Here is a 13200-nt window from a genome sequence, read left to right on the forward strand (position 1 = left end):
GGCCGGGGATCGGATTGGGCCGGCGGACCCGGGGATCGGATCGGGCCGGGTCGGCCGGCAGACCGGGCCGGGTCGGGCCGGGGGGTCAGCCGGGCAGGGCGGCCAGGTCGGCGAGCACGCCCAGCCGCTCGTCGGCGGTCAGCGTCGCGTACGGGCCGGCCGCCCGACGGTCGGTCTCCAGCTCGATGGCCCGCCGTTCCGGCCCGTCCGGCAACTTGCCGACACTGGTCGCGGTGTGTCCGGCGGCGGTCCACGCGGCGGCGTGCGCGTCCGCGCGGTGGTACCGCAGCGCGCCGATGCGGTTGAGCAGCAGCACTCCCGGCGGGGTGCCGTCCGGCTCGTGGGGCGGGGCCAGCGCGCCGAACGCCGGCCCGGGTTCGGCGGTCGGCTCCCCGGCCAGCAGCAGCGCGTACGCCAGCACCCGGCCGTACGCCTCGACCAGCCGGCGCACCCGGTCGTCGTGCCCGGCCCACAGTTCCTCGGTGACCTCGGCGTGCACCTGGTACAGCTCGCTGAGGAAGTCGACGCCCCGCTCGGTGGCGGTGAAGCCGCCGTCCGGCCGCCGGGCGATCATGCCGTGCGCGACCTGCTTGTCCAGGGCCCGTTGGCAGGTCGCCGGGTCACGGTAGCGGTTGACCGCCGCGAAACCCGGCCGGTCGACGGTGCCTCCGGGCGCGGCCAGCCGGGTGCGGAACTCCACCAGGAAGGCGGTGGCGGCCGGTCCGCCGTACCGCTGGCTCAGCTCGGCCCCGCCTCCGTCGTGGCCGGCGAGCATCCCGGCCACGAACACCCGCTCGACCGCCGGGGCGACCAGCCCGGCGAACCGGTGCGGTGCCAGCTCGACGCCGTCGTCCACGGTCAACGCGCCGGGACAGCGGAGGGGCTCGGTGGGCACCTTTCGACAGTAGCGAGCGGCGACCGCCCGCGCCGATGTCCGGTCCTGTCCCGACCTGCACGGAGTCGACCGGTTCCGGGGTCCGCCGCTGCCGGTGGTGTGCCCGCATGTTGAACTCGGCGTGTATCCCGGTCGCAGCGGCCCGACCAGGCCCTAGGCTCGTGCGCATGACCGCCGAGCAGCTGATCTCGTTCGCCCGTGGCGCACCCTCGCTGGACATCGTGGATGTCGAGGGGCTCAAGGCCGCCGCCGTCCGTGCCTTCGACGCCGACCCCGCCGGGGTCACCGCGTACGGCACCTCCGTCGGCTACCCGCCCCTGCGGAAGTGGATCGCGGAGAAGCACGGCGTCGAGGCCGACCAGGTGCTGGTCACCAACGGCTCGCTCCAGGCGGACGCGTTCCTCTTCGATCACCTGGTCCGGCGCGGCGACGCCGTGGTGGTGGAGCGGCCCACGTACGACCGGACCCTGCTCAACCTCCAACGGATGGGCGGCGAGATCCACGGCGTCGGCATCGAGCCGGACGGGCTGGACACCGCCGAGCTGCGCAAGCTGCTGGAGTCCGGGGTACGCCCCCGGCTGGCCCACGTGATCCCGAACTACCAGAACCCGGCCGGGGTGACCCTATCCCTGGAGAAGCGGCGGGAGCTGCTCGACCTCGCGGCCGAGTTCGGCTTCACCATCTTCGAGGACGACCCGTACGCCGACATCCGGTTCCGGGGTGAGCCGCTGCCGTCGATGCTGTCGATGGACACCCGGGGCGTGGTGGTGCACGCGTCCAGCTTCACCAAGACCGTCTGCCCCGGGGTGCGGGTCGGTTACCTGGTCGGGCCGGCGAGCCTGATCGCGGACATCGCCAAGACGGCGACCAACCTCTACATCTCGCCGGGCATGGTCTCCCAGGCGATCGTGCACCAGTTCTGCGTCTCCGGTGACATCCAGCGCTCGATCGCCACGGTCTCCTCGGCGCTGGGCGAGCGGGCCGGGGTGCTGGCCGAGTCGCTGCGCCGGCACCTGCCCGAGGTCACCTTCGTCGAGCCGGACGGCGGTTACTTCCTCTGGGTGGAGTTCCCGGACGACGTGGACGTCGACCGGTTGGCACCGGCGGCCGCCGAGCGGGGCGTGGCCGTGGTCAAGGGCAGTGACTTCATCGTCGACGGGGGGCGGCACGCGTTGCGGCTGGCCTTCTCCGCGGTGACCGCGGACCGGATCGACGAGGGCGTCCGCCGGCTGGCGGACGCGGTGGCCGCGGTCCGCGGCTGATCATCTGTCGGAAATCCGACAGAAGCGCCGCATCGACCGGTCGAGGGCTCCCCTCGACCGGTCCGGCGACCCACAATGCTGCGAGCGTCACTCACGTTCGGCTGCTGACCTGGCCCGGTCGCGCCCGTACGCCGAGGACCCGCCGCTTCACCCCCGCCCCCCGACGGTGCCGGGTGGGTCCGGTCGCCCCCTCACCCCCTGAACGCGGCCCGACCCGCCCGGCCCGGCCCCCGGCGTCCACGCACCGGTGGCCGGGCCGGTCCGCACCCGGTTGGCCAGCCGGTCGGACGTCCCACCGAGGACCGCGCCCCGTCGCCGACCGACGTCCCGGTGACCAGGATCACGGCCACCCGCTCCCGTGGCGTCCGTCCCCGGCACCGCAGGCCGCCGATCGTCCGAGGGTCGCCGGGGCGGTGGCGGCGTAGCCTGCAAGCCGCAGCACCACACCGGGGAGGGGGAACGCCATGACGGACCGGGCGGAACGGGATCGGTCGGCGACACTCCACGGCGGCCGGGTGCTGAACCCCCGCGCCTGGGTGTCCCCGGTCCGGGCGATGTCGCGCATCCTCAACGCCGACGGCTCCCCCCGGACCCCCGCGCCCGCCGGCCCCGGTCGCAGCGGCGTGGTCGACTGCGGCGTCTACGTCGACGGGAAACGCCGCCCCGGCCAGTGGCGGTACGCCGACGCGTTGGCCGCCGCCCGCGACGAGCGCGACGCGTTCGTCTGGCTCGGGCTGCACGAACCGGAACTGGCCGAGATGACCGCCATCGCCGAGACGTACGGGCTGCACGAACTGGCCGTCGAGGACGCGGTGAAGGCCCAGCAGCGGCCCAAGCTGGAGCGCTTCGGCGAGGTCAGCTTCCTGGTGCTGCGTACCGCCCGGTACTGCGAGCACACCGAGCTGACCGAGACCTCCGAGGTGGTGGAGACCGGCCAGGTGATGCTCTTCATCGGGCCGAAGTTCCTGATCAGCGTCCGGCACGGGGACGCCTGCCGGCTGGCGCCGGTCCGGGCCGACCTGGAGGCCAAGCGGGATCTGCTGCGGCACGGGCCGTGGGCGGTGGCGTACGCGATCACCGACCGGGTGGTGGACCTCTACCTGGAGGTGGCCGACCAGCTGGAGGACGACCTCGACGTGCTGGAGGCCGACGTCTTCGACCGGCAGAGCACCGGCCGGATCCAGCGGATCTACCAGATGAAGCGCGAGCTGGTGGAGTTCAAGAGGGCGGTGATCCCTCTGCAACGGCCACTGCTGACGCTGACCGCGCAGGTCAACCGGGAGGTGCCGCAGGAGGTCCGGCGCTACTTCCGCGACGTGCAGGACCACCTCAGCCGCACCGTCGAGCAGGTCAACTCCTACGACGACCTGCTCAACTCGATCCTCCAGGCGCGGCTGGCGCAGGTCACCGTCGACCAGAACAACGACATGCGCAAGATCGCCGCCTGGGCCGCCATCGCGGCGGTCTGGACCGCGTTCGCCGGGGTCTACGGCATGAACTTCGAGAACATGCCCGAGCTGAAATGGACGTACGGCTATCCGGGTGTGCTCGCGCTGATGCTCGCGATCTCGCTCGCGCTGTACCGGTGGTTCCGCCGTAACGGCTGGCTCTGACGGCTGTCGTGGTCAGTGGGCCGGAGCGGCGGCGGCCGGGGTCGCCGCCGCCATCAGGTCGGAGACGGTGACGAACTCGAAGCCCCGTCGGCGCAGTCCGCTGATCATCGCGGCCAGCCCCTGGATCGCGACCAGCCGGTCCACCGGCCCGGTGTCGTGGGCGAGCAGGATCGTGCCCGGGTCGCAGGAGTCGACCACGTAGTCGACCAGGCCTCCCGGATTCCGGGTGAACCGGGATTCGAGCATCTGCCGGTTCCAGAGGACCACCTGGTAGCCGAGGTCGTTGGCGGCGAGCAGGGTGCTGCCGGCCAGGTGCCCGTACGGCGGGCGGAGCAGGGTGGGCTCCCGGCCGCAGAGCCGGGTCAGCTCGTTGTGCGCCCGGCCGATGGCGACACAGGCCTGCTCGTAGGTCATCTTCGCCAGGTCCCGGTGGTCCCAGGTGTGGTTGCCGATCTCGTGCCGGTCCAGCCGGTGGGTGACGAGCCGGCCGTACTCGCGGGCCCGGCGGCCGACCATGAAGAAGGTGGCCGGGGTGTCGGTCTCGGCGAGGATCGACAGCACCCGCGGGGTCCAGTTCGGCGCCGGACCGTCGTCGAAGGTGAGCGCGATCAACCGCCGGGTGGTGTCCACACTCCACACCACGTCGACCCGGGAGGACCTCGGCGGGGTTCGCCGGTCGGCGTGCACGGTGGCCGCGTAGCCGCCGTAGACGGGCAGCTTGCTGCCGGCGGTGGCCTCGGTGTAACCGAACTCACCGGTCAGCGCCACCCCGGCGCCGGCCAGCGCGGCGGCGCCACCGGAGAGGATCCGCCGCCGGGACACGGCCCGGTCCCGCCCGGCCGCTGGGGTGCGTCCCGGTTCCGGGGCGGAGAGATCCGGGTCGGTGGTCGGCGTGTGCATGGTCAGCACTGTAGGAGCTGACCGCCCGCCGGACGATCCCATAAGCGTCGGCTTAAGTCAGGACGCGCACCGGCCCGGACACGCCGACGGCGCGGGACGACCGGGGTCGTCTCCGCGCCGTCGGCGGGACCGCGGGGCTCAGCGGCGGGTGCCGGACTTCGCCGACCGCCCGGCGTCGAGCGCCTTGCCGAGGTCGTCGGCCGGTCGGCCGGACACGTCGGTGGCGCCCTCGGCGACCGAGGGAACCTGGTCGTTCGGGTGGATCACCGGCTTGCCGGCCGACGTGTCGGCGGCCACCGCGGAGCTGCCGACACCGGTGGCCGGGGCGGCCGACCCGGCGGGGGTGGCCCCGGCGGCCGACGGGGTCTGGACGACCAGGACGTCGACCTCGTCCCGGGCCGCCTCGGCACCGGCCGTGGGGCGGGCACCGGCGGCACCCGGGGTGGCCGCCGCGCCGACGCTGCGGGCAGCCGGGGTGGTGTCGATGCCGTGGGTCGGGTCGTACTCGGCCCACTCCTGCTGCTCGCGCCGCCGCCGCAGGGCCATCGCGCCGGCCACCCCGGCCACCGTGCCGGCGACCAGCAGGCCGGCGAGCATGCCCCGCGACCGCTGCTTCCGCTTGCGGGCCTTCGGGCTCTTCGCCTTGATCTTCTTGCTCACCGCGGCCTGCCTGGCGGCGGCGATCTTCCTGCCGGCCACCGCCCGGTCGGCGGCCTCGGCCTGGGCGTTGCGCACCGCCAGGGCCACCGGCGCCAGGGCCGCGACCGTCGACGCGAGGCCGCTGGAGGCCCGGTCCCGCACCACGACCGCGGTCGGCGCGACGGCCCCCCGGGCCGCCTGGACCCGTGGGCCGACCGTGGCGCCGGCGCCCTTCGCCGCGTGCGTGGCGGCCTGCCTCAGGTGACCGATGCCCTGGTGCAACTCCACCCTCGCGAGCTGCCCCCGGGTCTTGCGCCGCCCGATTCCAAACACGGTCCCACCTCCTGGGAGTTGTTCCTTCGTCATCCTCCACCACCGGATGCCTCCGCACTGCCAGATGGGGCACATGGGAGGATCCGCATGGAACTGACCAACGAGTGAGGAGTACCCGTGGCCGAGGCTATCTACGCCACCTTGCACACCAACGCTGGCCCGATCCGGCTGGAACTCTTCGGCAATCACGCTCCGAAGACGGTTCGTAACTTCGTCGACCTGGCCGAGGGCAACAAGGAGTACACCGACCCCCGCACCGGCCAGCCGGGCAACGGGCCGTACTACGACGGCACCATCTCGCACCGGGTGATCAGCGGTTTCATGGTGCAGATGGGTGACCCGACCGGCACCGGCCGTGGTGGGCCGGGTTACACGTTCGCCGACGAGTTCCACCCCGAGCTGCGCTTCGACCGGCCGTACCTGCTGGCGATGGCGAACGCCGGGCCGGGCACCAACGGCTCGCAGTTCTTCATCACCGTCGGGCCGACCCCGCACCTGAACAACCGGCACACCATCTTCGGCCAGGTGGCCGACGAGCAGTCCGCGAAGGTGGTGGACTCGATCGCGAACACCCCGACCGGTCCGAGCGACCGACCGCTGCAGGACGTGGTGATCGAGCGGGTCGAGATCGAGCGCACCGGGGCCTGACCGCGCCGGCGAGGTACCTTTGCACGCATGACTGAACGCTCCGGGTCGGCCGGCGACGCCACCGGTGGGCCGGTGCCGACCAGCCCGGTCTGCTACCGGCACTCCGACCGGGAGACGTACCTCAGGTGCTCCCGCTGCGACCGGCCGATCTGTCCGGACTGCATGCGGGACGCGCCCGTCGGCCACCAGTGCCCGGAGTGTGTCGACGAGGGACGCCGCAGCGTACGGCCGGCGCGTACCGCCTTCGGTGGCGGTGCCGCCGGCCGTCGCGGCCTGGTCACCCGCACGCTGATCGCTTTGAACGTGCTGGTGATGATCGTCTCGGTGCTCAGCGACCGGGGCGGCGACTCGCTGATCGGCGGGTCCGGCTTCGGCGGCCTGCTCGGGGGCGGCACCCCGCTGACCCAGTGGGGTTCGGTGCTCAGCTACGCGTCGTACGTGCCGTTCGGCGAGGCGCACGGGGTCGCCTCCGGCGAGTGGTACCGGCTGGTCACCGCGATGTTCCTGCACTACGGCGTGGTGCACCTGCTGCTCAACATGTGGGCGCTGTGGGTGCTGGGGCGGGAGCTGGAGGCCCTGCTCGGGCCGCTGCGCTTCCTCACCCTCTATCTGGTGGCCGGGCTCGGCGGCAACGTGGCGGCCTACCTGTTCAGCAGCCCCAACACCGCGTCGGCCGGGGCCTCGACGGCGATCTTCGGGTTGTTCGCGGCGGTCTTCGTGCTGATGCGCCGACTCGGCCGGGACACCTCGGCGATCCTGCCGATCCTGGTGATCAACCTGATCTTCACCTTCACCGTGCCGGGCATCTCCATCCCGGGCCACGTCGGCGGGCTCGTCGTCGGGGCGCTGATGGCGCTCGTGCTGGCGTACGCCCCCCGGATGCGGCGCTCGGTGTTCCAGGCGGCCGGCACGGCGGTGATCCTGGCGGCGCTGCTCGGCCTGGTGATCGTCCGCACCGTGATGCTGCTCGGCTGATCGCCCGCTCAGGGGCTCACCGCCCCTCGGAGACCACTGCCCGGTCAGGGGCGGGCGGCGCGGAGCGTCTCGGCCACCTCGGTCGGCGACGCGCCCAGGTCGGCCCGGCCGAGCAGGTGCAGGGTCTCCCCCGCGTCGATCTCCAACGTCTCTCCGGAGAGCCCGAACCGGGTCCGCCGGTCCACGGTGATCGCCTCCACCGCGTCCCACGGCAGGTGCCGCCGCCCGGCGTACCCCCGGACGACGGTGATCCCGGCGGCGTCGACCGCGAGCCGGACCGGGGCGAGCAGGTCGCGTACCGCCCAGCCGGCCAGGCCCACGGCGGCGGCGAGGGCCAGCACCAACTGGACCGGGTCGCCGGCCGCGAGCAGCAACCCGAGGGCGGGCAGCCCGAGGGCGGCGGCCAGTTTCGCCGCCGGGAGCGCCGGAGACACCCGCCACTGGCGGGCCGGAGACGATGGTGGATGCACCACCCCAGCATGCCAGCCGCGCCCGCACCACCCCGCCGACCGCCGGGCGGGCTGGCTGGCGGACTGGCGGGACTGGCGATCCTCGGCGCGACGGACCCGGTCGGGGCACGGGACGGGCGCGACCCACCGGTTAGTATCGAGTCAGCCGAAGTTACCGGAGAGTAGTCATGAGTGACGCAGTCATAGTCGGTGCGGTACGTACCCCGGTCGGACGGCGCAAGGGCGGCCTCGCCGGTATCCACCCGGTCGACCTCTCGGCGCACGTGCTGCGCGCCCTCGCCGACCGGACCGGCATCGATCCCGGCCAGGTCGACGACGTGGTCTGGGGTTGCGTGTCCCAGGTCGGCGAGCAGTCCTGGAACGTCGCCCGCAACGCCGTGCTCGCCGCCGGCTGGCCCGAGACGGTGCCCGGCACCACCCTCGACCGGCAGTGCGGCTCCAGCCAGCAGGCCGTGCACTTCGCCGCCGCGACCGTCCTCTCCGGCCAGGCCGACCTGGTGGTGGCCGGTGGCGTCGAGTCGATGACCCGGGTGCCGATGGGTGCCAGCGTCGGCGACGGCACGCCGTTCAGCGCGCAGCTCCGCGAACGTTACCGGGGCGTCGAGGGCTTCGCCGACGACCAGCCGCTCCCGTTCAACCAGGGGGTCGGCGCCGAGCTGATCGCCGCCCGCTGGCGGCTGTCCCGTGCCCAGCTCGACGAGTTCGCGCTGGCCAGCCACGAGAAGGCCGCCGCAGCCCAGGACGTCGGGGTGTTCGACCCCGAGCTGGCCCCGGTGCCGCTGCCCGACGGCGGGGCGGTCGCGGCGGACGAGGGCATCCGGCGGGACACCTCGCTGACGAAGCTGGGCGAGCTGAAGACGCCGTTCCGCGCGGACGGGGTCGTCACCGCCGGTTCCGCGTCGCAGATCTCCGACGGAGCCGCCGCGCTCGCGGTGACCACCGCCGAGTGGGCCGGCCGGCACGGCCTGCGTCCGCTGGCCCGGGTGCACACCGCCGTGGTCGCCGCCGACGACCCGGTCACCATGCTCACCGCCCCCATCCCGGCCACCGCGAAGGCGTTACGCCGCGCCGGGCTCGGCATCGAGGAGATCGGCGTGTACGAGGTGAACGAGGCGTTCGCCCCGGTGCCGCTGGCCTGGCTGGCCGAGACCGAGGCCGATCCGGGACGGCTCAACCCGCGCGGCGGCGCGATCGCGCTCGGCCATCCACTCGGCGCGTCCGGGGTGCGGATCATGACGACGATGCTCCAGCACATGCGGGACAACGACCTCCGGTACGGCCTGCAGACGATGTGCGAGGGCGGCGGCATGGCCAACGCCACGATCCTGGAACTGCTCTAGCCGGCGACATCCCGGCACCGGACACTCCGGTCCGGGCCGGCTCGCCGGACGCGAGCGCGGGGCGGGGTGGCAGGGCGCGGCGGGCTGACGGAAAACGGCGGGTGCCGGAGTGGGTGGATGATCTACCCTCCGCTGCGTGACGACCACCTCCGATGCCGCCGGCTGGGCTGATGCGCAGTGGCGGTCCACCGCGTTCGACTGGGTGACCGGGCAGCTCGACCGGCACGGCCGGCGGGTCACCGGCCCGGTCGAGCCCCGGGTGCGCCCCTGGTCGCTGGTGTGGCGGGTGCCCACCGACGCCGGGCCGTACTGGTTCAAGGCGAACAACCCCGGCACGGCGTACGAGACGGTGCTCCTGACCGAGCTGGCCCGGCGGGCTCCCGGCCGGGTGCTCGACCCGGTGGCCGTGGACACCGGGCGGGGCTGGTCGCTGCTGCCCGACGGTGGCCCGTCCCTGCGTGAGCTGGCCGCACCCGACCCCGGTCGCTGGGTCGACGTGCTGGCGACGTACGCCGGCCTCCAACAGGCGGTGGCCCCGGGGGCGGACGAACTCGTCGCGCTCGGGGTGCCCGACCACCGCCCGGCGGCGCTACCGGGCCTCCTCGCCGACCTGCTCGACGACCGGGCCGCCCTGCTCCTCGGCCCCGAGGGCGACCCACCCGCCGGCGACGGGCCGCCCGCCGGGAACGGGCAGGACACCGGCGACGGGCCGTCCACCGCAGACGGGATGGACGCGGCGACCCTCGACCGGCTGCGGGCGTACCTGCCGCGCTTCGCCGAGGACTGCCGGCGGCTCGCCGACAGCGGCATCCCGGCCAGCGTGCAGCACGACGACCTGCACGACGGGAACGTGTTCGGCCCGGCCGACGGCTACCGCTTCTTCGACTGGGGGGACGCCTCGGTCGCCCACCCGTTCGGCACGTTGCTGGTCACGCTGCGCTCGGTGGCGCACACCTTCGCGCTGACCGAGGGCGATCCGGTGCTGCTCCGGCTGCGCGACGCCTACCTGGAACCGTGGACCGACCGGCACGACCGGGCTTCCCTGCGGGAGATCGCCGGTGTGGCGGTGCGGGTGACCACGGTGAGTCGCGCGCTGTCCTGGCGGCGGGCGCTGGACACCACCGATCCGGGCCGTGCCGAGTACGCCAGCGCGGTGCCGGGCTGGCTCGGCGAACTGTTCGCGCCGATGCCGGTCTGACCGCCGCCCCCTCCCGGCCGCCCCGGCCACGACCCGGCACCACCGCGTTCCCGCCCGACCCACCGGACGACACACCGCCGGTGCGACACGGAGGGGTGGAACATCCGAAAGTCGACAGTGACCCATATCACCCCTGGTCACGGCTCGTTGGCGGGGTATGGACGTCTTCTCGCGCACCTTCCTCCCGGCCGCCGCCGAGACCGGGCTGGCCGTCCAGACGGTGAGTCGACACATGCCGGTGTTCCGACAGTGCGTCGGCTCGGGTGACGCCACCATCCTGGTCGCCCGGTGCGCCCGCCCCGACCGGCCGGTCGACGGCGAGTACCTCCTCCTGCTCACCCACCGCCGGCTGGTGGTCACCCGGCAGACCCGGGTGCTGCACCGGCTGCGCCTGCACCTGAACACCGAGCTGCGCGAGCTGAGCAACGTCACCTGGAGCCCCGACCCCCGGGCACAGGCCGTCGAGCTGGCCGCCACCGCGATCGACGGGGCACGCGAACGGTTCGTCATCCGGACCCAGCACCCGAAGCAGGTGTGGCAGCTCGACACGCTGCTGCACCACGCGTTCCGGACCCGGCTGCGCCGGCCCGAGGAAAGGGTCGTCGCCACCATCGGCGACGCCCCGGCCAGTGCGCCGACCCCGCTGCTGCACCCGCTGCCGGCCCGCTGACCGCATCCTTACCCGACCCGAACACCGCCGGACGTTTCGGTCGGTCCCGGGTCGGTCATCATGGGCCGGTGACCGTCGACGCCACCGTGCCACGCGGGCTCGTCCTGGTGGTGGAGGACGAACCGGCCATCGCCGACCTGGTCCGGCTCTACCTGAGCCGGGACGGGTTCGGCGTACACCTGGAACGGGACGGCACCGCCGGGTTGGCCGCCGCGCGTCGGCTGCGCCCGGTGGCCTGCGTCCTGGACATCACCCTGCCCGGCCTGGCCGGCACCGAGCTCTGCCGCCGGCTGCGCGAGGCCGGCGACTGGACCCCGGTCATCTTCCTCACCGCCCGCGACGACGAGGTCGACCGGATCGTCGGCCTGGAGCTGGGCGCGGACGACTACGTCACCAAGCCGTTCAGCCCCCGGGAGCTGGTCGCCCGGGTCCGGGCGGTGCTGCGTCGTACCGCCGGGGTGCCGGAGGGGGTGGACCGGCCGCGCACGGTCGGCCCGGTCACCCTCGACCCGGGCCGCCGCACGGTGCTCGCGGACGGGACGCCCGTCCAGCTCACCTCCACCGAGTTCGACCTGCTCGCGCACCTGATGGCCCGCCCCGGCCGGGTCTTCACCCGGGAGGAGCTGCTGGCCGCGGTCTGGGGGTACGCGGCGCACGCCGGCACCCGCACGGTGGACGTGCACGTCGCCCAGGTCCGGGCCAAACTCGGCCCGGCCAGCGTGATCCGGACCCACCGGGGCGTCGGGTACGCCGCCGATGGCTGACCCCACCGCCGCGCGCCCACCGGCCACCGCGCCACCTCCACCCGGCACGCCGCCGACCACCGCCGCCCGACCGCCGACCACGCCCCGCCCGGCCACCGGGCGGCCCCGCCGCCGGTTCACCCACACGCTCACCGCCCGCGCGGTCCTGGTCACCTGCGCGGTGGCACTGGTGTCGGTACTGGTCACCGCGCTGGTCGCCGTCCCCCTGGCGGTACGCGGGGTGGAGCGCCGCGACCAGGCCGCGCTGGCCGCGCAGGCCCGCCTCGCCGCCGACGTGCTCCGGGTACGCCCCAGCCGGCAGCGCGACGCTGCCGGCGACCGGCTGATCCGCCAACTCCGCGAACAGCAGATCGAGGTGTACGTCGTCCAGGGCGGGCTGGCCGACCGGCCCGGCCTGCCCCGGCAGGTGGTGAATCGGATCTCCGCCGGTCGGGACGTGTCCGGCCGACGGCTGGTCAACGGTCAGCGGACCCTGGTCGAGGGGCGGGCGCTGCCCGGCGGGGAAGGCGTGGTGCTGACCCGGGCCACCCCGCGGGGCCCCTGGCGGCAGGTGCTGCGCACCCTCTGGCTGCCGCTGCTCGCCGGGCTCACCGCCGGGGTGGTGGCCGGGCTGCTGCTCGCCCGCCGACTGGCCCGGCCGATCCGGCAGGCCGCCACCGCCGCCGCCCGGCTGCGCGCGGGTGACCGGGCGGTCCGGGTGCCCGTCGAGCCGCCCGACGAGGTCGCCGACCTGGCGTACGCGTTGAACGGGCTGGCCGCCGCGCTGGCCACCAGCGAGGGCCGGCAGCGGGAGTTCCTGCTCTCCGTCTCGCACGAGCTGCGTACCCCGTTGACCGCGATCCGGGGATGGGCCGAGGCGCTCGCCGACGGGGTGATCGACGCGGACCAGACCCGCGCCACCGGCCACACCATGCTCACCGAGGCCCGGCACCTGGACCGGCTGGTCGCCGACCTGCTGGCGCTGGCCCGGCTGGAGGCGGTGGACTTTCCGCTGGAACCGGTGCCGGTGGACCTCGCCCGGTTGGCCGCCGACGCCGAGCGGACCTGGTCGGACCGGTGCGCGGCGCTCGGGGTGCCGTTCCGGCTGGAGACGCCGGGCACGGCGGTGCCCGCGTACACCGATCCGGGACGGATCCGGCAGGTGGTGGACGGGCTGCTGGAGAACGCGCTGCGGGTCGTACCGCCGGGGGCGCCGGTGGTGCTCGCGGTCCGGTCGGCCGGTGCCGGCCCGGCCGCCGGTGGGCTGGTCGAGGTCCGCGACGGCGGACCGGGCCTCACCGACGACGACCTGGCGGTGGCCTTCGAGCGGGGCGCGCTGCACCAGCGCTACCAGGGGGTACGCAAGGTGGGCAGCGGGTTGGGGCTGGCGTTGGCCGCCGGGCTGGTCCGTCGGCTCGGCGGGCAGATCGTCGCCGGACACGCCGTCGAGGGCGGGGCGGCGTTCACCGTCCGGTTGCCCGCCCATCCTTACCTGACCCGAACACGGGCCTGAC

13 protein-coding genes are annotated in these 13200 nt (G+C 74.3%); 9 read left to right on the top strand and 4 right to left on the bottom strand.

Annotated features, from left to right (window positions below; all coding sequences use genetic code 11):
• Window positions 1-85: 85 nt before the first annotated feature.
• Window positions 86-895, bottom strand: a complete 810-nt coding sequence (locus O7612_RS28965) for a hypothetical protein (RefSeq protein WP_282269122.1) — start codon at window positions 893-895, stop codon at window positions 86-88.
• 167 nt (window positions 896-1062) lie between these two features.
• Between O7612_RS28965 and O7612_RS28970 the strand changes: the two genes are divergently transcribed.
• Window positions 1063-2157 carry a PLP-dependent aminotransferase family protein gene (locus O7612_RS28970; RefSeq protein WP_282269124.1) on the top strand — a complete coding sequence of 365 codons (1095 nt, stop codon included), beginning with the start codon at window positions 1063-1065 and terminating at the stop codon, window positions 2155-2157.
• 464 nt (window positions 2158-2621) lie between these two features.
• A complete protein-coding gene (gene corA / locus O7612_RS28975; RefSeq protein WP_282269126.1) occupies window positions 2622-3770 on the top strand; it encodes a magnesium/cobalt transporter CorA in 1149 nt (382 codons plus the stop codon).
• Between the two features lie 12 nt (window positions 3771-3782).
• On the opposite strand, the gene O7612_RS28980 is transcribed toward corA, so the two are convergent.
• Together O7612_RS28980 and O7612_RS28985 are read right to left on the bottom strand one after the other, a co-directional pair.
• A complete protein-coding gene (locus O7612_RS28980) occupies window positions 3783-4670 on the bottom strand; it encodes a polysaccharide deacetylase family protein (protein ID WP_282269128.1) in 888 nt (295 codons plus the stop codon).
• 138 nt (window positions 4671-4808) lie between these two features.
• Complete coding sequence (locus O7612_RS28985) at window positions 4809-5675, bottom strand: hypothetical protein (protein ID WP_282269130.1); 867 nt, start codon at window positions 5673-5675, stop codon at window positions 4809-4811.
• 84 nt (window positions 5676-5759) lie between these two features.
• On the opposite strand from O7612_RS28985, the gene O7612_RS28990 reads away from it, so the two are divergent.
• A complete protein-coding gene (locus O7612_RS28990) occupies window positions 5760-6290 on the top strand; it encodes a peptidylprolyl isomerase (protein WP_067309172.1) in 531 nt (176 codons plus the stop codon).
• Window positions 6291-6317: 27 nt separating this feature from the next.
• A complete protein-coding gene (locus O7612_RS28995; protein ID WP_282269131.1) occupies window positions 6318-7265 on the top strand; it encodes a rhomboid family intramembrane serine protease in 948 nt (315 codons plus the stop codon).
• 44 nt (window positions 7266-7309) lie between these two features.
• On the opposite strand, the gene O7612_RS29000 is transcribed toward O7612_RS28995, so the two are convergent.
• Window positions 7310-7735 (bottom strand): PH domain-containing protein, encoded by a 426-nt coding sequence (locus tag O7612_RS29000; protein ID WP_282274089.1) that lies wholly within the window; start codon window positions 7733-7735, stop codon window positions 7310-7312.
• Between the two features lie 167 nt (window positions 7736-7902).
• On the opposite strand from O7612_RS29000, the gene O7612_RS29005 reads away from it, so the two are divergent.
• From O7612_RS29005 to O7612_RS29025, 5 genes are all read left to right on the top strand, one after another.
• A complete protein-coding gene (locus O7612_RS29005; protein WP_282269132.1) occupies window positions 7903-9075 on the top strand; it encodes an acetyl-CoA C-acyltransferase in 1173 nt (390 codons plus the stop codon).
• A gap of 136 nt (window positions 9076-9211) precedes the next feature.
• Window positions 9212-10273, top strand: a complete 1062-nt coding sequence (locus O7612_RS29010; RefSeq protein WP_282269133.1) for a phosphotransferase — start codon at window positions 9212-9214, stop codon at window positions 10271-10273.
• Between the two features lie 157 nt (window positions 10274-10430).
• Window positions 10431-10943: a hypothetical protein gene (locus O7612_RS29015; protein WP_282269134.1), complete on the top strand. Its 513-nt coding sequence runs from the start codon at window positions 10431-10433 to the stop codon at window positions 10941-10943.
• A gap of 68 nt (window positions 10944-11011) precedes the next feature.
• On the top strand, window positions 11012-11707 hold the full coding sequence (locus O7612_RS29020) for a response regulator transcription factor (protein ID WP_282269135.1): 696 nt from the start codon (window positions 11012-11014) through the stop codon (window positions 11705-11707).
• Window positions 11700-13199 carry a HAMP domain-containing sensor histidine kinase gene (locus O7612_RS29025; protein WP_282269136.1) on the top strand — a complete coding sequence of 500 codons (1500 nt, stop codon included), beginning with the start codon at window positions 11700-11702 and terminating at the stop codon, window positions 13197-13199. The genes O7612_RS29020 and O7612_RS29025 overlap by 8 nt, the downstream gene beginning before the upstream one ends.
• Window position 13200: the final 1 nt, after the last annotated feature.

This window comes from Micromonospora sp. WMMD987, assembly GCF_029581435.1.
Classification (GTDB): domain Bacteria; phylum Actinomycetota; class Actinomycetes; order Mycobacteriales; family Micromonosporaceae; genus Micromonospora; species Micromonospora rifamycinica.